At 58.3% G+C, this 25640-nt stretch carries 17 protein-coding genes, 1 tRNA gene and 2 rRNA genes; 11 read left to right on the plus strand and 9 right to left on the minus strand.

Going from position 1 to position 25640, the window contains the following annotated elements; translation table 11 throughout:
• The first annotated feature begins 140 nt into the window (after positions 1-140).
• The 3 genes from ABHV46_RS14035 (at position 141) to ABHV46_RS14045 (ending at position 3224) form a co-directional block, all read left to right on the plus strand.
• Positions 141-2881: ribosomal RNA gene (locus ABHV46_RS14035) — 23S ribosomal RNA — on the plus strand.
• A 116-nt stretch (positions 2882-2997) separates the two neighbouring features.
• Positions 2998-3112 (plus strand): 5S ribosomal RNA (gene rrf, locus ABHV46_RS14040).
• Between the two features lie 35 nt (positions 3113-3147).
• A tRNA-Met gene (locus tag ABHV46_RS14045) sits at positions 3148-3224 on the plus strand.
• Between the two features lie 641 nt (positions 3225-3865).
• On the opposite strand, the gene ABHV46_RS14050 is transcribed toward ABHV46_RS14045, so the two are convergent.
• The 7 genes from ABHV46_RS14050 to ABHV46_RS14080 form a co-directional block, all read right to left on the minus strand.
• Complete coding sequence (locus ABHV46_RS14050) at positions 3866-5017, minus strand: alpha-hydroxy acid oxidase (protein ID WP_438384424.1); 1152 nt, start codon at positions 5015-5017, stop codon at positions 3866-3868.
• A 9-nt stretch (positions 5018-5026) separates the two neighbouring features.
• Positions 5027-6328 (minus strand): MFS transporter, encoded by a 1302-nt coding sequence (locus ABHV46_RS14055; protein ID WP_438381979.1) that lies wholly within the window; start codon positions 6326-6328, stop codon positions 5027-5029.
• Positions 6329-6399: 71 nt separating this feature from the next.
• A complete protein-coding gene (locus ABHV46_RS14060) occupies positions 6400-7326 on the minus strand; it encodes a sugar phosphate isomerase/epimerase family protein (protein ID WP_438381981.1) in 927 nt (308 codons plus the stop codon).
• A 41-nt stretch (positions 7327-7367) separates the two neighbouring features.
• On the minus strand, positions 7368-8702 hold the full coding sequence (locus tag ABHV46_RS14065; RefSeq protein WP_438381982.1) for an MFS transporter: 1335 nt from the start codon (positions 8700-8702) through the stop codon (positions 7368-7370).
• A 77-nt stretch (positions 8703-8779) separates the two neighbouring features.
• A complete protein-coding gene (denD, locus tag ABHV46_RS14070; RefSeq protein ID WP_438381983.1) occupies positions 8780-9766 on the minus strand; it encodes a D-erythronate dehydrogenase in 987 nt (328 codons plus the stop codon).
• A 69-nt stretch (positions 9767-9835) separates the two neighbouring features.
• Positions 9836-10789 (minus strand): LysR family transcriptional regulator, encoded by a 954-nt coding sequence (locus tag ABHV46_RS14075; RefSeq protein WP_438381985.1) that lies wholly within the window; start codon positions 10787-10789, stop codon positions 9836-9838.
• Positions 10790-10858: 69 nt separating this feature from the next.
• A complete protein-coding gene (locus tag ABHV46_RS14080; protein WP_438381987.1) occupies positions 10859-11821 on the minus strand; it encodes a LysR family transcriptional regulator in 963 nt (320 codons plus the stop codon).
• Positions 11822-11968: 147 nt separating this feature from the next.
• On the opposite strand from ABHV46_RS14080, the gene ABHV46_RS14085 reads away from it, so the two are divergent.
• The 5 genes from ABHV46_RS14085 (at position 11969) to ABHV46_RS14105 (ending at position 19380) form a co-directional block, all read left to right on the plus strand.
• Positions 11969-12949 (plus strand): 3-hydroxyacyl-CoA dehydrogenase family protein, encoded by a 981-nt coding sequence (locus ABHV46_RS14085; protein ID WP_438381988.1) that lies wholly within the window; start codon positions 11969-11971, stop codon positions 12947-12949.
• Between the two features lie 466 nt (positions 12950-13415).
• The gene (locus ABHV46_RS14090) at positions 13416-13991 is read left to right on the plus strand and encodes a biliverdin-producing heme oxygenase (protein WP_438381990.1); all 576 of its coding nucleotides are present in this window, start codon (positions 13416-13418) and stop codon (positions 13989-13991) included.
• Positions 13984-16530 (plus strand): HWE histidine kinase domain-containing protein, encoded by a 2547-nt coding sequence (locus ABHV46_RS14095; protein ID WP_438381991.1) that lies wholly within the window; start codon positions 13984-13986, stop codon positions 16528-16530. The genes ABHV46_RS14090 and ABHV46_RS14095 overlap by 8 nt, the downstream gene beginning before the upstream one ends.
• A gap of 130 nt (positions 16531-16660) precedes the next feature.
• Entirely contained in the window at positions 16661-17893 is a 1233-nt protein-coding gene (locus ABHV46_RS14100; protein ID WP_438381992.1) for a putative DNA modification/repair radical SAM protein, read from the plus strand.
• A complete protein-coding gene (locus ABHV46_RS14105; protein ID WP_438381993.1) occupies positions 17890-19380 on the plus strand; it encodes a UdgX family uracil-DNA binding protein in 1491 nt (496 codons plus the stop codon). Before ABHV46_RS14100 ends, ABHV46_RS14105 begins: the two co-directional genes overlap by 4 nt.
• A gap of 74 nt (positions 19381-19454) precedes the next feature.
• Here ABHV46_RS14105 and ABHV46_RS14110 read toward each other — a convergent pair whose 3' ends face one another.
• Complete coding sequence (locus tag ABHV46_RS14110; RefSeq protein ID WP_438381994.1) at positions 19455-21116, minus strand: glycoside hydrolase family 13 protein; 1662 nt, start codon at positions 21114-21116, stop codon at positions 19455-19457.
• A 184-nt stretch (positions 21117-21300) separates the two neighbouring features.
• Positions 21301-22614, minus strand: a complete 1314-nt coding sequence (locus ABHV46_RS14115; RefSeq protein WP_438381996.1) for an ABC transporter substrate-binding protein — start codon at positions 22612-22614, stop codon at positions 21301-21303.
• Positions 22615-23140: 526 nt separating this feature from the next.
• Between ABHV46_RS14115 and ABHV46_RS14120 the strand changes: the two genes are divergently transcribed.
• The 3 genes from ABHV46_RS14120 (at position 23141) to rpsP (ending at position 25628) form a co-directional block, all read left to right on the plus strand.
• Entirely contained in the window at positions 23141-23677 is a 537-nt protein-coding gene (locus ABHV46_RS14120; RefSeq protein WP_438381997.1) for a Spy/CpxP family protein refolding chaperone, read from the plus strand.
• A gap of 167 nt (positions 23678-23844) precedes the next feature.
• Positions 23845-25242 (plus strand): signal recognition particle protein, encoded by a 1398-nt coding sequence (gene ffh / locus ABHV46_RS14125; protein ID WP_438381998.1) that lies wholly within the window; start codon positions 23845-23847, stop codon positions 25240-25242.
• 50 nt (positions 25243-25292) lie between these two features.
• Entirely contained in the window at positions 25293-25628 is a 336-nt protein-coding gene (gene rpsP / locus ABHV46_RS14130; protein ID WP_025841964.1) for a 30S ribosomal protein S16, read from the plus strand.
• The last annotated feature ends 12 nt before the right edge of the window (positions 25629-25640 follow it).

The raw sequence follows: 25640 nt of genomic DNA on the forward strand, positions 1-25640 counted from the left end.
TCGTGTTTAAGGATTGTGGCGTATAGCGGTCAGAGAGTGTTTTATAAGTATGATGAACTTTGCGTGCGAAGCATTGCATTTTCTCTGCGCAGAAAACTCTGAAGCGCGCGAGCGTGGATGGTTGCTGTGCATGTGTAGTGTGTGAGCATGAGAAGGGCATTCGGTGGATGCCTTGGCATCAGGAGGCGACGAAAGACGTGGCACGCTGCGAAAAGCCACGGGGAGCTGCGAGCAAGCTTTGATCCGTGGATATCTGAATGGGGAAACCCACCTAGCGATAGGTATCATGCCCTGAATACATAGGGGTATGAGGCGAACCCGGGGAACTGAAACATCTCAGTACCTGGAGGAAAAGACATCAACAGAGATTCCGCTAGTAGTGGCGAGCGAACGCGGAACAGGCCAGTAATCATTGTGAAAGAAGCAGAACGGTCTGGAAAGTCCGGCGATAATGGGTGATAGCCCCGTATGCGTAGTGTTCATGATGGTTCTCGAGTAGGGCGGGGCACGTGAAACCCTGTCTGAACATGGGGGGACCACCCTCCAAGCCTAAATACTCCCTGATGACCGATAGTGAACAAGTACCGTGAGGGAAAGGTGAAAAGCACCCCGATGAGGGGAGTGAAAGAGACCTGAAACCGGATGCCTACAAGCAGTCGGAGCCTCTTATGGGGTGACGGCGTACCTTTTGTATAATGGGTCAGCGAGTTTCTGTTTGCAGCGAGCTTAAGCCGGTAGGTGTAGGCGTAGCGAAAGCGAGTCTGAATAGGGCGAATGAGTTGCTGGCAGAAGACCCGAAACCGAGTGATCTAGCCATGGCCAGGCTGAAGGTGCGGTAACACGCACTGGAGGGCCGAACCCACGCCTGTTGAAAAAGTCGGGGATGAGCTGTGGCTAGGGGTGAAAGGCCAATCAAACTCGGAGATAGCTGGTTCTCCGCGAAATCTATTGAGGTAGATCGTCACGTATTGCCCTCGGGGGTAGAGCACTGGATGGGCTAGGGGGACCCAAAGTCTTACCAAACCTAACCAAACTCCGAATACCGAGGAGTATGAGCGTGGCAGACAGACAGTGGGTGCTAAGGTCCATTGTCGAGAGGGAAACAGCCCAGACCACCAGCTAAGGCCCCCAAATCGTGGCTAAGTGGGAAAGGATGTGGGGATTCCAAAACAACCAGGAGGTTGGCTTAGAAGCAGCCATCCTTTAAAGAAAGCGTAATAGCTCACTGGTCTAATAGAAACCCTGCGCCGAAAATGTAACGGGGCTCAAGCCACGTGCCGAAGCTGTGGGTGCATATCTTTGATATGCGCGGTAGCGGAGCGTTCCGTAGGTCTGCGAAGGAGACGGGGTGACCCTCTCTGGAGATATCGGAAGTGCGAATGCTGACATGAGTAGCGACAAACAGTGCGAGAAACACTGTCGCCGAAAGTCCAAGGGTTCCTGCGCAAGGTTAATCCACGCAGGGTGAGCCGGCCCCTAAGGCGAGGGCGAAAGCCGTAGTCGATGGGAACCAGTTGAATATTACTGGGCCTGCCAGAAGTGACGAATGCGATATGTTGTCTGGTCTTATTGGATTGACCAGGCTTTTGGAGCATTCCAGGAAATAGCTCTGGCGTATAGACCGTACCCGAAACCGACACAGGTGGACTGGTAGAGAATACCAAGGCGCTTGAGAGAACGATGCTGAAGGAACTAGGCAAATTACTTGTGTAACTTCGGGATAAGCAAGACCCGTTTCTGGGCAACCAGATGCGGGTGGCACAGACCAGGGGGTAGCGACTGTTTAGTAAAAACACAGGGCTGTGCGAAGTCGAGAGACGACGTATACGGCCTGACGCCTGCCCGGTGCCGGAAGGTTAAGAGGAGATGTGCAAGCATTGAATTGAAGCCCCGGTAAACGGCGGCCGTAACTATAACGGTCCTAAGGTAGCGAAATTCCTTGTCGGGTAAGTTCCGACCTGCACGAATGGCGTAACGACTTCCCCACTGTCTCCAGCATCGACTCAGCGAAATTGAATTCCCCGTGAAGATGCGGGGTACCCGCGGTCAGACGGAAAGACCCTATGAACCTTTACTGCAGCTTTGCAGTGGCATCAGAGACATCCTGTGTAGGATAGGTGGGAGGCTATGAAACCGAGGCGCCAGCTTCGGTGGAGCCGTCCTTGAAATACCACCCTGAATTTTTCTGATGTCTAACCGAGACCAGTCTAGCCTGGTCCGGGACCCTGCATGGTGGGCAGTTTGACTGGGGCGGTCGCCTCCCAAAGTGTAACGGAGGCGCGCGATGGTGGGCTCAGGTCGGTCGGAAACCGACTGTCGAGTGCAATGGCATAAGCCCGCCTGACTGTGAGAGTGACAGCTCGAACAGAGACGAAAGTCGGCCATAGTGATCCGGTGGTCCCACGTGGACGGGCCATCGCTCAACGGATAAAAGGTACTCTAGGGATAACAGGCTGATCTCCCCCAAGAGTCCACATCGACGGGGAGGTTTGGCACCTCGATGTCGGCTCATCACATCCTGGGGCTGGAGCAGGTCCCAAGGGTTCGGCTGTTCGCCGATTAAAGTGGTACGTGAGCTGGGTTTAGAACGTCGTGAGACAGTTCGGTCCCTATCTGCCGTGGGTGTATGAGACTTGAGAGGATTTGTCCCTAGTACGAGAGGACCGGGATGAACATACCTCTGGTGTACCGGTTGTCGCGCCAGCGGCACAGCCGGGTAGCTAAGTATGGACGGGATAACCGCTGAAAGCATCTAAGCGGGAAACCCACCTCAAAACTAGGTCTCACAGGGCCGTGAAAGACCATCACGTCAATAGGCCGGGTGTGGAAGCGTGGTAACACGTGAAGCTAACCGGTCCTAATCGCCCATATCGCTCACACAACGCTCTGCAAGACAGAGCATACACATGCATAGCAATCATCCACGCAAAACATACTCATCATACAAACACACCAACCTCCCACACCGACACACCAGAGGTCGGGTGGATCAGAAGACCTGGTGGCTATGGCGGGAGACTTCCACCCGATCCCATCCCGAACTCGGACGTGAAACGCCCCAGCGCCTATGATACTGCATCTTAAGATGCGGAAAAGTCGGTCGCCGCCAGGTCCCCTGATCCACCCCACACACAACACCCCACCCAACGCGGGGTGGAGCAGCCCGGTAGCTCGTCAGGCTCATAACCTGAAGGCCGCAGGTTCAAATCCTGCCCCCGCAACCATATCCAAAAAATTCCCATTCAACGTCTCAGCGTCAGCGCTAGAGACGTCCTTTTGCGTTCCGGGATCCCCCTCAGATCAGACAAGCCAAATGCCCGGAGCAATCACACACCCACAGCTATCGCCGCACGCGCATCTCAACCCAAAAAACAGGAAAAGGGCTCAACCTCCCCCAATCTTCTCGCCCTTTTTACCAGACCTTAGTAGCACGATTGAACGGCTCCGAAGTCGGTGGGGACATTTTTCCTGAGAAGCGGGTCCGAGGTCCAATGAGCCATTGTGCTCTGAAGTTCCCCCTGAATTTCGATCGCGCGCAGTAAGGCTGGTTCTGAAGCATGAGAGCGACAACCTGTCACGTTCGACAGCGGTGGTGTTGATTGCGGGCAAGTCCGGTTGTTCGGCGCATACGCTGGACGAGTGGGGGCAAGAAAGCCGAAATCGAGGTCGAAATTAAGACTGGCAAGTCGGCGGGTGCCCCTGCCGAAACGGCTGACCAGCTCAAAGCGCGGGAGTGTGAAGTGCCTAAGTTGCGTCAGGCGAACGAGACCCTGCGAGAAGGGCGCCCGCTATCCTCTCGTTCCGCTATGCTTCCATCAAAGTGTATAAAAAAGGGGGCTTAGTTTATCTCTCGATGAGGTCCTCGTCAGACTTGGGCGATTTCGCGGAGTGCCCCACAGGTTTCCACACCCAGGAGAGATTGATTGATGTGGATCTCGCGCTGCAGCAATCCGATTGCGTGGGTGATTGCTTTTTGGCCACCGAGAGCAGCGGCATAGAGAAAGGGGCGACCGACGAGAACGGAATCGGCCCCTAAGGCTAAAGCTTTCACAATATCTGTTCCACGACGAAAGCCACTATCGGCGAGTACGGTCATGGCGCCGCACTCGGCCTTGATTTCCCTCAGCACGTCCATGGGAGAAGGAGCGCAATCGAGCTGCCGACCGCCATGATTGGATACGACGATGCCATCCGCCCCCATTTCACGCGCCATTTTTGCATCATCCGGCGAGAGAACCCCTTTGATGATCAGGGCGCCTTTCCAGTGTCGTCGGATCATCTCCGCATGTTTCCAGCTGAAACTGGCATAGCCGGTCACTGCGCTGATTTCACGTGAGAAAATCGATGGGCGTTCGACTGGGTCGATATTACTGATCTTGGGTACACCCCTGCGGCGCAAGGTTCGCAGTCCGGTGCGCCAGAGCCATGCGGGATGTCGGGCCATATCTAGTGCAAGACGGGGCGTAGGCCGAAAAGGCATGGTATAACCGTTACGCTTGTTGTTCTCCCGGTTCGACCCTACCGCAACGTCCGCCGTCAGGAAGTAGGCGCTAAACCCCGCATCGGCTACCCGCTTGACCATGCCTTCGATATTGCTCTCATCGGGCTTCTGGTATCCTGCAAACCAGCAGCCCGGGTAACTGCGCCCGATTTCTTCAATCGGCGTTATGGCGTTTGCGCTCAAAATATAAGGAATTCTGGCGGCTCGGGCCGCTCTTGCCATGGCATTATCGGCGTCATAGGCGACGACAGCCGAGGCCCCCATCGGGGCGATCATGAAGGGGCTGGCAAAACGCTGACCGAATAGCGTGACCTCTTGCGAGCACCTCGAAACATCGCGCAGAATGCGTGGCACGAGGCGAATGCGTTCAATTGCCTCACGGTTATGGAGGATCGTCGTGCCATCATCGGCGCCACCCTGCACATAACCGAAAATCGCCTTCGGGAGATGTTGGCGCGCCTGAGCCTCGAGATCGTTCAGATTGAGAACCTGCCTCAAGCTGTCGGAAAAAGTCATGGACACGTGTCAGATCCTCACTATGTGGCTGGCCGAAATCGGCCGCTCTTTGTCGTTATCGGTGAGGGGCAGGGGCGCAATAGGACCGACAATGAACAGGTAGGACAGCGCGCCCAGCAGACCGAACGCACCAGTAACGCAGAGCGGGATCATGAAAGAGCCATGAGTCAGGCTCACCATGAGGCCGGTGAAACTGGCGATGACGATGCCTGCTATGTTGGCGGCACTGTTCTGAAGCCCGCCCAGCGTGGCGACGAGGTCGGAACTCGGAGCGATATCGGCTGGCAGCGACCAGATATTGGCGCCGGTAAAAGCGATGCCGCCGAAGGAGACCGAAAGCAGAGCGATGCAGAGCCAGGTCTGCGTGACGAAGGCCGAAAGGGCGATCACTGAAGAGAGCAGGAGCCCTCCCACCAGGCAGGTTTTACGGGCCGATGTCAGGCTCCAGCCGCGCTTGTACAAGGTGTCCGAGGTCCAGCCGCCCAGCCATGCGGCAGGTATCGCGGTCACGCCGGGGATCATGCCGATCAGCCCGAGATCTTTCAGTGAGAAGCCGTGAGCCGTCACGAGATAGCTCGGGAACCATGTCGCAAAGAAGTAAAAGACGAAATTCGCACAGAAAAAACCGAGCATCATGCCCCAAACCGTGCGGTGTTTGAGCAATCGTCGCCATGCGCGGGGTGCCGCTTTGCTGCCGGCAGGCTGGGCCGCACGCAACAAGGAAAGTTGATGCTGCGATATCGCCGGATGCCGGTCGGGGTCATGATAGAGCACGAGCCAGACGACCACCCAGATAAGGCCCATCGCCCCTGCGGCGACGAAGGCCAGACGCCAGCCTAAACAGGAAACCAGCAAGGCAACGAGGGGGAGGGAAACCGCCGCTCCTGCGCGCGAGCCGCTGTCAAAAATTCCCGCTGCCAGACCACGCTCGCTTTTCGGGAACCAGAGGGATGCGACTTTTGCATTCGACGGATAGCTGCCTGCCTCGCCAACGCCGAGGGCCAGGCGCAGGCCGAGAATGCTGAGAGGCCCGCGCACGACCGCCGTCAGCGCCGTGCAGACCGACCACCAGATAACCGCCAGAGCATAAGCCGAGCGCACCCCGAAGCGGTCGACGATCATGCCGAAAGGCAGTTGCATGAACGCATAGCTCCAGAAGAACCCACCCAGAATGATGCCCAGAGTGGCCGGGTCGATATGAAGCTCTTTAGCCATGAAAGGGGCCGCAATGGCGATGGTCGCACGGTCTATGTAGTTAATGGTGGTTGCGGCAAAACAGAGGATGATCATCAGCCAACGTAGACGGGGCATGATCTCTCTCCAGTTTGAGGGGAGCCGGGTGGTTTCCTGCATCGACAACATGCCGATGCAGGGAGCGACGTTTATTTCGGCAGGACGCGACGCAGATATTCGCGGTTGGTTGCCGCAACGCTCAGACCGTCGCCGCCATAATGCTCGACCAGAAAGGCACTCTTGAACCCATGGGCCAGAACCATCTTGATTGCGGCCCGGTAGCTGATCACGCCGAATTCGAGCGGCGCGGGGGCTGTCACGACCATGCCGGTCGTGGCGTCTTCGGTGCGGAAGTAGTTCTTGACGTGCCAGTAACGTGTAAAAGGCGCGACTTTCTGCATCATTGAGGCCCAATGTTCGACCGGGCGATGCAGACGCACCAGATTGCCCAAATCTGCGTTGATGCCCACATTGGCGCAATCGACATCCTGAACGAAGCGCACGGCGCTGTCGGCGGTGCCGAGATAAGTGTCCTCATACATTTCGAGGGCCAGACCGACGCCAACCTCCCGGGCATGACGCGCCAGTTCCCGTATGCGCTCGACGGCTTTTTTCCAGGTCGTCTGATCGTCCGGGTTGACCGTTCCCTGAGCCGTCCAGAACCACAATGCCGCCTTCTGGGGCGGGGTCAGGGGGTAGAACAGCCCGAACGAGACTTCCTTGATGCCCAGGCGGGCAGCAGTGTCGATCACGCGGTGGCTATAGGCGAGGTTTTCGTCAGCCTGTTCCGGATCGATGACCGAGCGGCGGGCGGTCGAGAGACCCGGCATGGTCAGCCCGGCTTCCTTCACCAGATCGGCAAAGAGCTGCTGCCGTGCCTGAGAGAGATCGGCCAGCCTGATCCACGAATCGGTTGGGTCGATCTCGCTGAAACCTGCATCGGTCACTTCGGCGAGGGTGGCGGCCCATTCCTCGGGCTTCTGATCCTGCACGCTCGACCCGTCGGGAAGGATATTGGCGTATTGGATCATCGCGGCGGCGATGGGCCAGTTGGTGCGATTGAGAGGGCTAGACACAGGAGATCTCCTTTTCTGTCTGAAAATCGACGACCGGACGCTCAAAGGGCGGGATGGTGGCTTTCATGATTGGTGCGCGGCAGAAAGGCCGCGATAATCAGCCCGATCAGCCCGGAGAGAGCGACGGCATAGAGCCCCGCCGCAGGGCTCTCCCACAGATGAGAGGCAAAACTGCGGATGTTGGGCGCGGCGAAACCACCGAGATTGCCGAGTGCATTGATCAATGCGATCGCGCCTGCGGCTTGAACCCCGGTGAAATGGGCAAGAGGGAAGTTCCAGAAAACGGCCTGAACCGTCACGACACCAGCGGCCGCAATGCATAGCCCGACGATCGCGACGATGCCGGATTCTGCCCCCGAGACAAACAGGCCGATCGCGGCCATACTCAGGCAGACGAGCAACCCCAGTCTCGGCGCGTCATGCTTCTGGACGAGACGCGTGATGACGAAGGTCGAAAGAATGGCGAAGGCCCAGGGAATGCCGCTGACCAGACCGACACGAAAGCCGATCTTCTCATGAAGGATCGAAGAAACCTGTTCGGGCAGATAGAATACAACGCCGTAGCTCGCGACCTGCATCACCATATAGAGCGCAAGAAACTGCAGCAGCTTGCTGGAATGCAGGAGCGCGCCAAGCTTGATACTGTGATGGCCCGAACCCTCCTTCGCAGCAGCCTCCTTCTGAAGGATGCCGCTTATGGTGGACTTCTCGTCATCGGTAAGCCAGGCGACGTCTTGAGGTTTGTCGGGCAGGACGAACCATGTGGCGATGCCCATAACCACAGCGAGCCCACCTTCGAGCAGGAACATCCACTGCCATCCCGCAAGGCCGAGCAACCCGTCCAGGTTAAATAAGGCTCCCGAAAGTGGATTGCCGAAGGTCATGGCCAGCGGATAGCCGAAATAGAACACGCCCAGAACCTTGGTGCGTTCCTTCTCGGGAAACCAGAAGGTCAGGTAGAGCATGATGCCGGGAAAGAAGCCGGCCTCGGCAATACCCAGAAACGTGCGCAGGACGATGAAGGACAGGTTGCCCTGAGTGAACATCATGCACGCGGAGACGAGCCCCCATGTCACCATGATGCGCGCCATCCAGCGTCTCGCACCAAGCTTGTAGAGAATGAGATTACTCGGGATCTCGAACAGCGCGTAGCCGACGAAGAAAACACCGGCACCGAACGCGAACATTGCATCCGATACACCGACATCGGTGTGCAACGCCTGTTTGGCTGAGCCGATATTCGACCGGTCGAGAAAGGCGACGATATACATGAGGATGAGAAAAGGCAGCAGCTTGGCAAACGCCTTGCCGGTTGCCCTTGCTCTCAGAGCTTCGGGGCTGCTGGAGGGTGCTTTCGCGGGAGTGGCAGAAATCATGAGGCTCGGCTCCTCATCGCGCCCCGCACAGGAAGGCGGGGCGTGGATGTGGTCAGGCTGACGGGAAGCGGGCGGTGTCAGGCAATTTGGCCACCGAGTTCATCTTCGATATGGGCCTGGATGATCTCGTCGAAGCTTTGTTCGGTCGTAAAACCGAGCGCCAATGCGCGCTGTGGGTCGAAACCGCGCGCCCAGCCCGCGACGATGCGTGCCACGGCTTCGTCTGGCGCGCGCTTGATCAGCGTCACGGCCTTGTCACCCGCAACGCGTCGCAGAGCGGCGATCTGTTCGCCGACTGTGAGGGAAAGGGCGGGCATGGAGAGATTGGGGCGTTCGCCCAGAAGAGCGAGGTCGAGTGTTGCCGCATGGCGCAGGAACTGAACGGCCGAGCGCGGGCTCGTCATCCAGTGGCGTGTGTTGTCCGGCACGGGCAGGACAGCTTCCTGCCCGACCAGAGGCTCACGGATGATGCCGGAAAAGAAGCCCGAAGCAGCGCGATTGGGCTTGCCGGGGCGTACGCAAATTGTGGGAAGGCGCAGCCCGATACCGTCGAAAATACCACGACGGCGATAATCGGTGAGGAGCAGCTCGCAAATGGCCTTCTGGGTGCCGTAGCTGGTCTGCGGCGTCAGGATATAGTCATCGGGAATGACATCGGGGAAGTCGCCGCCGAACACGGCATTGGAAGAGGCGAAAATGACACGCGGCTTCCACCCGTCGCGTGTGTTGATATGGCGGATCGTCTCGAAAAGCGTGCGCGTGCCATCGAGATTGACGCTGTAACCTTTCTCGAAATCGGCTTCGGCCTCGCCGGAAACGATGGCGGCGAGATGATAGATGATGTCCGGGCGACCGCTCAGTAGACGCTCTGCCGCGCCGTGCTGGGTGAGGTCGCAGGTCATGGTCTCGCAGGAACCGGTGAACCCGGCCGGAGCGCTTGGCGCGATGACATCGGCCAGAGTGAGACGTGTCGGTGCGACGTCGCCGCTGAGCGGTTTATTGACGAGGCTTTCGGTAAATTTGCGCCCGATCATGCCGGCGGCGCCAATGACGAGGATATGCATCTGTGTCACCTTTTCTGTCGGGAGACCCGACTTCAGATGAACGAAACCTATCTGAAAGTTAATCAGGCGCTAGACGCAAGATGGAAACGGGCGATCAGCATTTTTGATCGCGAGAGCTTCTATGGCGCTGAAAACCAGCATTGCTGCGGCTGTAAGGGGGCGGTCAGGCAGGTTGATGAGAGAATAAGCCCCTAGAAAATCGGGCATCGGCACAGAGAGGCGTCGGATCATCCCGGCTTTTTCGTAATGTCTGCTCACGCTGCATGGAATGACTGCCAGAAGGTTGGAGTGCAGCAGAAGGTCGATTGTCGCGAACATCGACGAGGCTTCGATGGGATGAGCAGGCAAAGGTAGAAGCGCTGTTGTGAACGCCGCTTCAATGGCCCGCCTCATGGGGCTGGGCGCGGTCTGGAGAATCCAGCGTTCGCGCGCCACGTCTTCGAGGGTGAGGGTGCCTGGGTCGTCGATCGGGTTTGTGCGGCTTGTCACCACGCAAAGCGGCTCACTGGCAAGGTCGCGGCAATCGAGAGAGGTGGGGCCGTGCAGACCGAGCGGGCGACCGATCACAAAATCGAGCCTGCCGCTTTCCATGCCAAGAAGCAGGGCGTCGCTGGTATCGACTGAAAGAGACAAGCTGATACCCGGCTGGGAATGCGCAACTTCGGCAAAAACGGGTGAGACGAGCTCCGGCAGGGCCGCGACGATTGATCCGACCCGCACTGTGCCATAGGTCCCCTCCTGCATGGCGTTCATGTCGAGCTGCAGACGCTCGATATCGTTGAGCATCAACCTTGCATGACGCGCCGCCAGAACGCCGCTGGGGGTTGGAAAAACCCCTTGTGACGACCGCTCGAAAAGGCGCGCGTTGAGGGCGTGCTCGACCTCCTGAAGCAACTTCGAAACCGAAGGCTGGGAGAGATTCATTCTCTCAGCGGCGCGATGCAGATTATTGGTGGCTTCGAGCTCGAGTATCAGGCGCAGATGTCTGAGCTTGAGGCGGTTGATCAGCGAATGGCCTGTCATGGGGCGGGGTTCCGGGAAGGGGATCGACACACGCGTTGCAGCGCGCAGGAGAGGGCTGAGCAGGCAGGCCTAGCGAGGCTCGTACGCAGCCTGTTCGTGCATGGCCAGCTTCAACAGCGAAAGGATCGTGAGTGTGGCCGGTGTCGAGGGTCGCTCTTTCGAGGTCATCAGCCCCCAGGGGGCTACGTCGAACACGAAATCGATCGGCAAACTGGCAATCTGGCCGATATCCGATTGCAGTTTTGCGGCAGGCGCGGAGAGGATCGTGAGGGCGTCGGTGCGAGTGATATAGGCAAGGGTCATCATCCAGGAATCGGATGAGACGACGCGGGTCGGCAGGGGCAGATCCTGCTCGAGAAGGAGCTCTTCGAGACGTTGGCGTGAGCGGCTGCCTTTGCGCTGTAAAATCCACGGGCATTCTGCCAAAGCGTGCAGCGAAACAGGGCCAGAGCCGAGCAGGGGATGATCGGGCCGCGAGGCGATGACGAGCCGCTCCGCGGCGATCTCCTCGTAATGCACCGGGTAAGGCGAGGGGATAACCGGGCGTCTGCCGAGCATGATGTCGATCTGCCCGTCTGTCAGCATCTGGAACAGTGCATCGCTCGGACCGCTGCGAATTTCGAGCTCGATCTCGGGATAGTCTTCCTGCGCGATGTGCAGCATATCGACCAGAGACTGGATGACCGGACCGTCAATGGCGCCGATAGAGACATGGCCTATGCGCCCATCCACGAGGGCGTTGAGTTCGACGCGCGTTCGCTCGAGCTCTTCGAGCATGGTCACGGCGTGTCGTGTCAGCACATCACCCGCAAAGGTCGGGATCATGCGTCGCCCTTCCAGACGGAAGAGGCGGATTTTCATCAAATCCTCGAGATCGCCGATCAGCTTGGAGGCAGCAGGTTGTGCCATGCCGAGACTCTCAGCCGCAGCTTGGAGGGTCGCATGACGCGAAAAAGCTGAGAGAAGCTGCAGATGACGCAGCTTGAGGCGCGAAGCGATAAACCAGAACGGGCCGAGATGCGGGTGCGACATGGGTGATTTCATAGTCAAACGGTTATGTATCGGCTGGATACGACTATTGGACGCGCCTCTTAACGGGTGACTATTTCTTCCGCCCGGATCATCGCTGGAACACTCTGTTTTCAGCGTCCATCAAAATGATTGTGAAGGTTGGGCGACATGTCGGTTCAGATCATCAGAAGTGCTGCAGTTATCGGAGCGGGATATATGGGCGGCGGCATTGCCCAGAGCCTGGCGGCCGCAGGGATGCGTGTGACCCTTGCCGATGTCTCACCCGAAGCGACGCAACGGGCGCTGGAGAGGTTGCTGGGCGAGGCGCGTGCTTTTGAGGATCAGGGACTGATCGTGCCGGGCAGTTACGACCGGATCATGGCCAATCTCACCACGGCGCCTTCGATTGAAGACGCGGTCTTCGATGTCGATTTTATCGAAGAGGCGGTGTTCGAACGCGAGGACGTCAAGAAGGAGGTGCTCGGACGCATCAGCGCCGCTGCCCGACCTGACGCTATTATCGGCACCAATACCTCGACCATACCGGTGCATGTACTGGCGCCGATGGTGACAGGTCAGGAGCGGTTTCTGACTGTGCATTTCAGCAACCCGGCACCGTTCATCCCAGGTGTGGAACTTGTTTCGGGCACCGCCACGAGGCCCGACGTCGTGGCGACCGTCAAGGAGATGCTGAACCGTGTGAACCGTCAGTCGGCAGAGGTGGCCGACAGGCCGACTTTTGTGCTGAACAGGCTGCAATATGTGCTGTTCAAGGAGGCGAACACGATTGTCGAGGAGGGGATTGCCACGCCGGAAGACGTCGACACCATCGTGCGATCGACTTTCGGCTTTCGACTGCCATTTTTCGGACCGTTTGCCATTGCCGATATGGCAGGGCTCGAAGTTTATGTGAATGGCTTCGTGACGGCCGAAAATGCTTTCGGGCCGAGATTGTCCTGCCCGGATACGGTCAAGAAGCTGGTGGCTGAGGGCAAGCACGGTGTGAAGAACGGTGCCGGCTATTATGGCAGCTACACCGCAGAGGAAGCGGCAGAACTCGTAGCCTATCGGAACAAGGCCTACGCGAAGATGGCAGAGCTGCTGCGCGAGTTGGGGCCTTCACCGCTTGAGAAAAAACGCGTGAAATAAAAATCCGTGAGGCGGAAATCGCCCTTTTTCGTACTGGCAGAGACAAGAATGTTCCTGAGACGTTCGTTCTGGTCTCTGTCAGAAGATGAAGAGAGCAAGGTCACATTGGGGCCGCGCAAGTAGAAATATTTCTTCATAATTCTCTCGGTGGCTGTGAGCACTCAATAACAAGAGGTTCGTTCTGGCTAATTACATCTTCGAAATAGAGAGAAAGAAAAACACTATGCTTCTGTCCGAACCATCCTTAGACATTGGATATTTATCCAAAAAAGAAACGGCGGTTATTTCCTCATGCACTGAAGACTAATTTTAATATTTCATAATTATTTTGGCATTTTACGTTTCATCATTGTTGAAATGTTAATGTTTACATTTTTGCTCGGGTTGATTTAAATGGAATGCCATTTGCGTATGTGGAACAGGACTGAGCGACTATGTCTGGACGGACACCATTCACAGGATTGCTGTGCTAACTGCCGATGCCTCCAGGCGGCAGAGGCTGCGTGCGCGTGTTCACGAGGCGCATGAAAACCTCGATGGCCTGATCGGCGCTTTGGAGACGGCGCGCGATTATCAGCGTTATCTTATGGGTATGGCGGCTTTTCGTCTGGCAGCTGAGGCGGCAATCGAGAGCTGCCGCTTTCCATCATGGCTTGACGCGTGGCAACCGATCTCGACGCGTGTTGCTCTCAAAGAGGATCTTGCCACGCTTCGCCTGCCTTGCGTGGTTGTTCCCGCACTGGCGCCGCCCGAGACAGATTCCGGGCTTTTGGGCATGTTGTATACGCTCGAAGGCTCGGCTCTCGGCGCGCGCCTGATTGCCAAGCGCGCTAAGGCGCTGGGTTACGACGAGGTTTTCGGTGCGACCCATCTTGCCGTCCAGACGGCAGCACCAGAAAACTGGCGCGTATTTCTGGATCTTCTCGAAGCCGCGCCAGTTTTCGATCTCGATGAAGCAGGGGCCGCAGCCTCGCGCCTTTTTCGAAATGCCTATGATGCCATGATCCTCGCGGATCACGCAGGGGATAAAGTTCATGGCTGAATTCGGTCAGGTCGATCTGACAAGTTGCGATCGCGAGCCGATCCATCTCCCCGGCAGCATTCAGCCTCATGGCTGTCTGGTGACCTGTTCGGTCAGCGATTTCATCGTGCTGCGGCATTCTGCCAATGCTTCGGCTATGCTGGGGCAGCCCGATCTCGCTCTGGGGTGCAACCTGATCGAGCTTTTCGGCTCGGATATCGTGCACGACATTCGAAACGGTCTGACGCTCAGCGTGACCCAGCGGCGGCCAGTCTTTCTGCTTAATCAGGCGCTCAGCCCCGACCGGCATTTCGACCTCGCCGTCCATATCGTCAATGGTGAAGTCGTTATCGAATGCGAGCCAGCGTCGCCGTCGCCCCGCGCAACCAAGTTCCTGACCCAGCTTCATGGCATGATGGACCGGGTACGCAAGACGACTGACATCACGCGTCTTTTCGATGTTGTGACCATGTTGATGCGCGGCCTGCTCGAATATGATCGGGTGATGGTCTATCGCTTTGCCGATGACTGGTCGGGAAAGGTGGTTGCCGAGGCCCGCGCCTTATCTCTCGAGAGTTTTCTCGGTCAGCATTTCCCAAGTGCCGATATCCCCGCTCAGGCGCGCGAACTTTATCGCCGTTCGCCGATACGCATGATTGGCGATGTGGGCTACACGCCCGTGCCGCTCGTTGAGGAGAAGGGGCTTGCTGCTCTGGATATGTCCCTCGGGCAATTGCGCAGCGTGTCGCCTATCCATTGCGAGTATCTGACGAATATGGGGGTCCGCGCCTCAATGTCGATTTCGATCGTGATCGATGGTGCGCTCTGGGGCATGATTGCCTGCCATCACTACTCACCGCGCATTCTGCCGATTGCCGAGCGCGCGGTTGTGCAGATGTTTTCGGAGTTTTTCGCGCTTCAGATCATTGTGATTCTGAAAACGACGCGGTTGCAGGTTGCCGAGCGAACGCACGGGCTGATTGAAAGCGTGCTGCGCAATGCGGCGTCGGCTTCGGATATGCCAGCCTATCTGCGGGGGCAGATCAACCGGCTTGCGCCATTGATCCACTCCGATGGCATTGCCATCTGGATCGATAACGAATGGACAAGTCATGGCATTTCTGCACCGAAAGAGGTCCAGAACGAATTCGTCGCTCTGGCGCGCCACAAGGCAGGCACGCAGATCTGGCAGTCGGATCATCTTGTCAAGGATCATCCCTGGATTGCAGCGCATACGGCCCATGTCGCGGGTGTGCTGATCATTCCGATTTCGCCGCAGCCGCAGAACTACGTATTCCTCTTCCGCCGGGAGATCGTTCAGACGATCAATTGGGGCGGCGACCCACATAAGACGTACGAACACGGTCCTCACGGCCCACGTCTCACACCGCGCCAGAGTTTTGCTATCTGGAAAGAGCAGGTGCATGAGCGCTGCCTCCCCTGGTCGAGCTTCGACATCGAGGCCGCCGGGCAATTGCGGTCGGCTCTGATCGAGGTGATGGGCGTCTATCATCAGCAGCAGCTTTCCGAGCGCGCGGATGCCGATTTGCGCCAGCGTATGCTCAACGAGGAGCTGAACCACAGGGTCAAGAACATTCTCGCCGTTGTGCAATCGCTGATCGGGCGTCCTGTGGGCAAGGACAAAACGATCGAGGAATATGTCGAGGTGCTGCGTGGGCGTATCAAGGCGCTGGCGAGTGCTCATGATCAGGTGGCGCGTAGCGATGGCGGCGGGCTGTTGCGTACGTTGCTCGAGGCCGAACTTGAGCCCTATCGCCATCAGCCCTCTGCTGTCGTGCTCGAAGGCGCCAATCTCTGGCTTTCCGGCCCAGCGCTCTCTGTCGCTGCGCTGACACTGCACGAACTCGCGACGAACGCTGCCAAATATGGCGCGCTTTCGCGACCGACCGGCACGCTGACGCTGCGCTGGTTTCTCGACGGTGCGCAGGAGAATTGGGTGCTGGAATGGACAGAGACCGGGGGACCGCCTGTTACGCCACCTAAAGGTAACGGGTTTGGTTCGGTTCTGCTTGAGCGCGCGATCCCTCACGAGCTGGGTGGGACGTCCGTGCGTGAGTTCCGGCCCGAGGGGCTGTTCATTCGCCTGACATTCCCTGTGCGTCACGCGGTGCTGGTCTCCGAGGTCGAGGCAGAGCCCGTCATCGACGAACTGCCAGTTGCGACGGCTGCACAGTCCGAGCTGCTTCATGCGGCTTACGTGTTGCTTGTCGAAGACCAGCTTTTGATTGCCATGGAAACGGAGCAGGCGTTGAGCGCCTATGGCGTGCGCCAGATCCGCACTGTCTCATCCGTTTACGAGGCAGTTCAGGCCATACGCGAGCGCAGTCCTGATGTGGCATTGCTCGACTTCAATCTGGGCAAGGAAAACTCGCACGAAGTGGCCACGCTTCTGCGCAAGAAGAATATTCCGTTTCTGTTCGCGACCGGTTACGCAGATCGAACCATGATCCCGGCTGAATTTCAGGATGTGCCGGTTCTGCGCAAACCCTATGCGATCAAGAACGCCGTGCAGGAACTGCTCAAGGTTCTGCCTGTCTGAGCTGATACGACAACGCGCTATTTGCGGACCGCGGGAGAGGGCGAAGAAACCTCGCCGATGAGCAGAAAAACCGCGGTTATCCGGGTTGTATGTTCTTGACTTGTTCTGGAGGTTTCCCCATCTCCAGAACATGAAAAAGACCCTTGCTGCCCGTCTGGAAATCTTGTCGGATGCCGCCAAATACGACGCGTCCTGTGCGTCGAGCGGCGTAAGCTCCAAGAAGAAAGCAGGCGAGCAGGGGCTGGGGTCGAAAGCTTCGAATGGGATTTGTCACGCCTATACGCCTGACGGTCGATGCATCTCGTTGCTCAAGATATTGATGACGAATTTCTGCATCTACGACTGCGCCTATTGCATCAATCGTTCGTCGTCCAAAATCGAGCGTACCCGGTTCTCGGTTGAGGAAATTATCTGGATCACTCTCGAATTCTATCGGCGCAATTACATTGAGGGGCTGTTCCTCTCCTCCGGTGTCATCCGCTCTTCGGATTATACGATGGAAGAAATGGTGCGTGTCGCGCGAGAACTGCGGCTCAAGCATCATTTCCACGGCTATATTCACCTCAAGACTATTCCCGATGCAGCGCCTCATCTGATCGAAGAGGCCGGGCTTTATGCCGATCGTCTGTCGATCAATGTCGAGATGCCGACAGAGGCGGGTCTTGCCGCCTATGCGCCGGAGAAAGATGCCGGGCATATTCGCCAGAGCATGGGGGCGCTTCGCCTCAGGATCGAGGAATCGGGCGACCGTAGTCTGAGTGGGCGTAAACCGCGTCGGTTTGCGCCGGGGGGACAGAGCACGCAGATGATCATCGGGGCAGATCAATCGACCGATCGCGATATTCTGCGCAGTTCGGCATCGCTTTATTCGGGCTATGCGCTGCGTCGTGTCTATTACTCGGCGTTTAGCCCTATTCCTGATTCGTCTCTTGCCTTGCCTGCGCAATCGCCACCGCTGATACGGGAGCACCGCCTTTATCAGGCAGACTGGATGGTGCGCTTTTATGGATTTTCATTCGACGAGATCGTGGCTGAGCGTGCAGACGGCATGCTCGATCTCGAGCTCGACCCCAAACTGGCCTGGGCCTTGCAGAACCGTGCCTTGTTTCCTGTCGATCTGAACCGGGCCAGCCGCGAGATGTTATTGCGCGTGCCGGGTCTGGGGCCGCGTTCTGTGGGGGCGCTGCTTTCAGCCAGACGGCATTGCGCGATCCGGCTGGAAGATGTGGAGCGATTGAAAGTCTCATTGCGCAAGGTCAGACCCTTTATCGTCACGAGCGACTGGAATCCTGCGCGTCTGATCGATCGCGATAATCTGGCCGCCGCTTTCCGCCCTCAGCCGCAGCAGCTTCGCCTACTTTGAAGCGTATTCAACTCGCTCGCGATGCGGATTTCGCAACATGGCGAGGCCTTGCGCGCGCAGCGCTCGCAGAGCGTCTTGCGCCGGGACAGATCGAATGGATCAGCCCCGATGCGGCGCAGACCGACTTATTCGGGGCTGAATCCGAAAGGCCGGGCAACGACGTGCCGAATGAGAGTCGCGAGACCCCGGTAGGCCATATACCCAAGGCCGGTCTGGCTCTTCTGCGGACGATATTACGTCATAACGATCCGAAGCGCTTTGCCTTGGCTTATCGGCTTTTATGGCGTCTTCAGACAGAGCCCGCCCTGCTTGCCATCGCGACCGATCCCGATATCAGGGAGGCAGCGCGCATGACGCAGCAGATACGCCGCGATATGCATAAGATGAAGGCGTTCGTGCGCTTTCGCGAAGCCACGCAGCCCGACAAGGAGGGGCGAAGGCATTTCATCGCGTGGTTCGAGCCGGAGAATTTCATTCTTGAGACAGTGGCGCCGTTCTTCGCCGAGCGCTTTTCGGACATGGACTGGATGATCCTGACTCCGATCGGCTCGATCCTGTTCGAAAATGGCAAGCTGATCTGTGACCGTACTCCCTGTGCGCCGCCGGATCTGAAAGACGATGTCGAGACGCTCTGGCACAGTTATTACCAGTCGATCTTCAATCCGGCGCGCATCAAGACAAAGGCGATGCGCTCGGAGATGCCGACAAAATACTGGAAAAACCTCCCTGAAACCCGCCTGATACCGCAAATGCTGGCCGATGCGGAAAACCGTGTTGCGGCCATGGTAGCAACGCAGAATGACGGCCGGGCTCCGGTCTTTCACGAGCGTCATCAGGCAGAATGGCGGGAGAGAGAGGCGCAGGAGGAAGCACGGGGCGAGGCGCTCGGTGGATTACCCGCGCTGTCACGCGCATTGGAGAGTTGTCAGCGTTGCGATCTCTGCCGTTACGCAACGCAAAGTGTGCCGGGAGCGGGGCCGGAGCATGCGTCATTGATGCTCGTTGGCGAACAGCCGGGCGATCAGGAGGATTTGCAGGGTAGGCCATTTGTGGGGCCAGCAGGGCAGGTGCTCGATCGTGTGCTGTCTCAGGTCGGTATCGAGCGTGATGAGGTCTATCTCACCAATGCGGTGAAACACTTCAAATTCGTTTCCAAGGGGCGTCGCCGTATCCACCAGGCGCCGGGACGCACCGAGATCGTTGCGTGCTCACCCTGGCTCGAACAGGAGATCAGGCTTGTAAAGCCAAAGCTGATTGTGACCCTGGGGGCTACCGCGCTTCAGGCAGTGGAAGGACGCGTCAGTCGTCTCGGTACGCTGAGAGGGCATGTGCGCGAAGGGAATGCGACACGCCCGCCCAGCCTCGCAACGATCCATCCGTCTTATCTGCTGCGCTTGCCCGAGCCAGAGAGGGCTCAGGAAGAGGAGCTGCGTTTCAGGCAGGAACTTACAGTCGCGCGCGACTGGCTCAGGGGGCGTTCTGCCTGATATGAGCGTGGTCTAGCGAGAGGCGTTTCTTATCTGCCCGGCGTCAAAGCCGGGCATGACGTCTCTTTGTTTGGTCAGCGGGCTTCTTCAGTCATCCACACAGCCGAATTGGCGGGCAAAAGGCCGGGTTTTTCGATGGCGTGGCTTGCGACGAGGATCTCGCCTGCGGGGAGGGCGATTTCCTTGTCTCCGCAATTGAGAATGACCCTGACAGGACCATTACAGAATTCGACCACATCTTTTCGCGCGGCCGCCCATTCGAGTGTTCCGCGACCGAGGCTGAATGCCTTGCGATGCGCGAGCAGGCTGCGGTAAAGCGCGAGTGTCGAGTCCGGGTCTTTTTCTTCCAAGGCGACCGCGTAGTCTTTATATTGCTCAGGTTGTGGCAGCCAGAGTTCACCGCTCTGGTTAAAGCCGAGGGACGGGCCGTCAGCCTTCCAGGGAAGAGGAATACGGCACCCGTCACGACCGATCTCCTTGCCGTCGGTGCGGAAGAAGGCCGGGTCCTGACGATATTTCCTGTCGAGTTTGGTATGATCGGGCAGGCCAAGTTCTTCGCCCTGATAGAGCGTGGCCGAACCCGGCAGGCCGAGCGTCATGAAAATGACCGCGCGAGCGCGTCTTAGACCCAGAGCTTCGTCTGGTTGCTCGTGTGCCGCATCGATGCCCTGAGGGCGAGCACCCGCATTTTTCAGGCCCAGACGTGAGGCATGGCGTACCGTGTCGTGGTTGGACATCACCCACGCCGTGATCGCCCCGACTTCGTGCATGGCCTCGAGCGAATCCGTGATGATCTCGCGGTATTTGGCGGCATTCCAGCGGCAGAGCAGATAGTCGAAATTGAAGGTCTGCTGCATCTCGTCGGGGCGAACATAACAGGCGAGGCGTGAGAGAGGCTTCACCCAGGCTTCTGCCACCAGCATGCGGTCGCCGGGATAGCTGGCCAGTAATTTGTGCCAGGCACGATAGATTTCATGCACGCCGTCGCGGTCCCACATCGGGGCATCGCTCGGCGTCTTGTCATCGTCTTCGCCGACCATGGTGGCACGCTCGGTATAGGGCGGAAGGCCTTTTTCCTTGATCAGCCCATGAGCGACGTCGATGCGGAAGCCGTCGACTCCCCGATCGAGCCAGAAGCGCAGGACAGACTCGAATTCGGAACGTACTTCGGGATTATCCCAGTTGAGATCCGGCTGGCAGCTATCGAAGAGATGCAGGTACCACTGGCGGGGTTTCTCGTCCTTACGTTCCGGTTCCTGCGTCCAGGCGATGCCACCGAAGACGCTCTGCCAGTTATTGGGGGGCTCTGACCCATCCTTTCCTTTCCCATCGCGAAACAGATAGCGTTCGCGCGCAGCGCTGCCCGGTTCGGAGGCCAAAGCCTCCTTGAACCATTTGTGCTGATCTGATGTGTGGTTCGGCACCATATCGGCAATGATACGCAGCCCGTGATCATGGGCTTCCTTTATCATGGTCTCATAATCGGCGACCGTGCCGAATAGAGGATCGATCTTGCGATAATCGGAGATATCGTAGCCGGCATCGCCTTGGGGCGACTGAAAACAGGGCGAGATCCAGAGCGCGTCGACGCCTAGCCGTTCCAGATAAGGCATATGGCTGATGATACCGGGAAGATCGCCGATGCCGTCACCGTTTGAATCGGCGAAGGAGCGCGGATAGATCTGATAGATGACAGCGTCTTTCCACCAGACTGGAGCTGAACCGTTCTGTGCCATGGTTTTCTTCCGTGATCGTGATGATGTCAGAACACGGAGAAAACCAGCCGGTTGGCGCCGTCACACAAAGTTGCGGGCGCCAGCGGTATCGAGGCCAATGCAGCGCTTCGAGGTAAGCGAAGTCGCGGCCATGGGAGCGAAGCGGGTGGGGCAGGACCGGGGCGCAAACGCCCCGGCTTAGTGCTTATTTTTGATAGCCCGCCTGACGGATGACGCGGTTGGTTGCCGCATTCGCCGCGCTCAGGCCTGCATCGACGGTGTTCGATCCTGCGATGATTGAGGCAATGGTCTGTCCCACCTGCGTGCCGATACCCTGAAATGGGGTGATGTCGACAAACTGGGCGCCGACATAGGGGCGCGGCTGCGCCGTCTGACCGGACGGGTTGGAGGTCTCGATCGCCTTCAGCACGAAGGACGAGAAGGGCGCGACCTTCTGATATTCGGGCGATTGATAGGATGAGCTACGCGTGCCGGGCGGAATATTCACCCAGCCATCGGTCTTGGCGACGAGCTGGATATACTCTTTCGAGGTTGCCCATTGAATGAAGGTGCTGGCGGCTTCGGCATGGGTGGACGATGCGGGAATGGCCAGGTTCCAGGACCAAAGCCAGGTCGGGCCACCCTTGAAGCTGCCTGTGGGGAGAGAGGCGAAGCCCACCTTGTCGGCAACGCTGCTCTGCTTGGGGTCGAACACGGTCCCGGCTGCACTGGTGGCATCGATCCAGATGGCGCAATGGCCGGTAGCGAAGAGCGAGAGATTCTCGTTGAAACCGTTTGCGCTGGCGCCGGGAGGGCCGAACTGTTTTAGGAGTGAGGCATAATAGGTGATGGCGTTGTGCCAGGCTGGGGTGTTGAGCGTCGGCTTCCAGCTCATGTCGAACCACTGACCGCCGAAGCCGGTCACCATGGTGGTGACGATGGTCATGTTCTCGCCCCAGCCCGGCTTGCCACGCAGGCAGATGCCGTAAGTGTCGCTCGCCTTGTCAGTGGTCTTTTCCGCAAATTCGCGGATTTGATCATAGGTCGGCGTCTCGGGCATGGTGATCCCGGCCTTGGCGAACAGATCCTTGCGGTACAGCGTCATGACGCTCTCGGCATAGAAGGGCAGGGCGTAGACCTTGCCTTCGTAGCTCACACTCTCGCGCACCGAGGCGATGATGTCGCTCAGGTCGTAGGCGGCGGGGAGGGTGTCGAATTTATAGAGCCATCCCTGTTTGGCCCAGAGCGGGACCTCGTAGTTGCCAATGGTCAGAATATCGAACTGCCCTGCATGGGTGGCGATATCCGTTGTCACGCGCTGGCGCAGCACATTCTCTTCCAGCGTGACCCAGCGCAGATGGATATCGGGATGGGCCTTCTCGAACACGGTCGAAAGCTTGCGCATTTCGATCATCTGCACGTTGTTGACGGTCGCGATCGTGAGCGTCGTATCGGCCTTGGCCTGAGCGACAAGGCCGAAGCCGAGGGCCGCGCTGGCCAGAAGCAGGGTTTTCTTCATGTGGACTGTCCTTGGGTAGGCGCTTTGGGCTGGAGAAGGCGTATCTGGAAGAGGGAGCTGGCAACCCGGACCGGTGCCGGGCAACTGCATCGGCTTATGTGGCGAAAACGCACCACAACAACTCGTTATCTCGGGAAATGTAACAGGACAGGGGCCGCCCGGAGCGCAGACGAAGGCGCTGCTGCTCGATCTTCGGGGGAGGCGCTTCAGGTATGAGCCCAGACATGGTTCGCATGGCTTTTATCGATCCGGTTCGTCGCGTGTCACTCCATCAGGAATGCACGGTCGCAGGCTGTCATTCTTTCCTGTGATTAACAAGGAAATGACATGTACGTAACATTAATGTGTTAACCATGACACGAGGGCGCCTGCGGGACGTTTTTGTGTCGTTTCTCTGACAGTAGAGCCCCTGTAACAATCCATACATTCTGTAGTGCTTTGGCCCTCGTTCTCCTTATTCTTCTTGGTAGAAAGTGGTCATAGGCATCGTTCTTGATGTCTTCGCAAATACAGGAAGATGACGAGTATGATCTCGAAGAAGACTTTCAGCATGCTGGCTCTGGCAGCCGCGCCGTCTTTCATGGCGCTGGCCTACGCCCATGCGCCCATGCCGCTCCCGCCCGGCCCTATGGCGCCTCCCGGCCATATGGGGCCGATGATGCCGCCGCCGCTGATGGGCATGCTCCATGGCGTCGATCTGACAAAGGAGCAGCGCGACAAGATCCATGCGCTGATGCACGGCCACCGTACCGAGCGTCGTGATGCCATGCATCAGCGCTTCGACCTCGATCAGAAGATCGGTGCGCTGCTGATGGCCAAGGGGCCGGTCGACAAGGCAAAGCTCGATGCGTTGATCAAGCAGAAGGAGGCGCTCAACGCGAAGGACGAAGAGGCGATGGCGGCCGACGCTGTTGCGATCCATGATATCCTGACTCCGGAACAGCTCGACAAGGCCCGCACGACGCAGGAGAAGCTCGACTCACTGGAAGGGCAGATCCGCGATCTCCTGCGTCCGCCCCACGCCAAGGGCGATGCAGACAAGGATGAAGCTGACGCCCCCTAATTGAAGGTCGCCCTTCATTTATTGACGGGGCGGGCAGCTACAGGGCTCGGGCGCCGCTTTTGTCTTGACTTTGTGCTCCTACCCCTTTAGCTGCCTGACCAGATTTGAAACGCCACCTCGCGAAGGCTCGCGCAGTGGCGTCTTTCTGTTGCTTATAAGGGTTCCACGTGTTCGACACGCTTTCTGGCAAACTTTCCGGTGTATTTGAGGGTCTGTCCAAGCGCGGCAGGCTGTCCGAGGCGGATGTTGCCGAAGCGATGCGTGAAGTGCGTCTGGCCATGCTGGATGCTGACGTGGCGCTGCCCGTCGTGCGCGACTTCGTCAACAAGGTTAAGGAAAAGGCCGTCGGAACGGAGGTGCTGGAAAGCATTTCTCCCGGCCAGGCCGTTGCCAAGATCGTCAATGACGCGCTGATCGAGGCGCTTGGCGGCGCGGGCAATGTGCCGCTCAATCTCTCTGCGGCGGCGCCTGTGCCCGTTCTGATGGTCGGTCTTCAGGGTTCGGGCAAGACCACGACCTCTGGCAAGATCGCCCTTCGCCTCCTTACCCGTGAGCGCAAGCGTGTGCTGCTGGCCTCACTCGACGTGCAGCGCCCTGCTGCTCAGTTGCAGCTTCAGCAGCTGGCCGAGCGTGTTGGCGTGGGTTCACTGCCCATCATCGCCGGTCAGCAGCCTGTAGAGATCGCCAAGCGCGCGCTCGAAACCGGGCGTCGCGAAGGCTATGACGTCGTCATTCTCGATACGGCAGGTCGTCTGTCGATCGATGAAGCCCTGATGCAGGAAGTTCGCGACGTGCGCGATGCGACCAGTCCGGTCGAGACGCTGCTCGTGGTCGATGCCATGACAGGCCAAGATGCCGTGAACACGGCCCAGCGCTTCAACGAGGCAGTCGGCATCACCGGTGTGGTCATGACCCGTATGGATGGCGATGCGCGCGGTGGTGCGGCGCTGTCGATGCGTGCGATCACAGGCGCGCCGATCAAGTTGGTCGGTCTTGGCGAGAAGCTCGAGGCGCTCGACGATTTCTACCCTGAGCGTGTAGCCGGTCGTATCCTCGGCCTTGGCGATATTGCCGGGCTGGTCGAGAAGGCCAGCGAAACGCTCGACCATGAGGAGAGCGAACGCGTCGCCAAGAAGATGATGGCGGGCAAGTTCGATCTCGACGATTATGCCTCGCAGCTGCGCCAGATCGGCAAGATGGGCTCGATTTCGGGCATCGTCGGCATGCTGCCCGGCATGGGCAAGCTGAAGGAAAAGCTGGGCGATCAGGATCTCGATACCTCGATCTTCAAGCGCCATCAGGCCATTATTTCCTCTATGACCAAGGACGAGCGCAAGACGCCCGCCATGATCAAGGCTTCCCGCAAGAAGCGTATCGCTGCCGGTTCCGGCACGACCGTGCAGGAGGTCAACAAGTTGCTCAAGCAGTTTGACGATATGTCCACCATCATGAAGCGCATCAGCAAGATGGGCCTCGGTGGCATGAAGCAGATGCTTTCCGGTCTCATGTCGGGCGGTGCTCCCGGCGGGCGGCCCGGCGGTGGCTTTGGCGGCCCGCGCCGCTAACCCCATCCGGCATGATTTCACACAGTTTTCGATACCCTGGAGTTTAAAAAATGAGCGTCAAGATCCGCCTTTCGCGTGCAGGTGCCAAGAAGCGTCCGTACTACCACATCGTGATTTCAGACAGCCGCAGCCCGCGTGACGGCCGCTTCATCGAGAAGGTTGGCGCGTACAACCCGATGCTGCCCTCCGACCACGCCGATCGTATCCGTCTGAACGACGAGCGCATCAAGCACTGGCTGTCGAACGGCGCGCAGGCGACCGATCGTGTTGCCCGTTTCCTCGGCAATGCCGGTCTGATCGAGAAGCCCGTTTACAACGAGCAGCCCAAGCAGTCCGCGCCGAAGAAGCGCGCCCAGGAGCGTGCAGCCGCCAAGGCCGCAGCCTGAGCCATAGACCAG

This window comes from Asaia sp. BMEF1 (genome assembly GCF_051628905.1).
GTDB lineage: Bacteria > Pseudomonadota > Alphaproteobacteria > Acetobacterales > Acetobacteraceae > Asaia.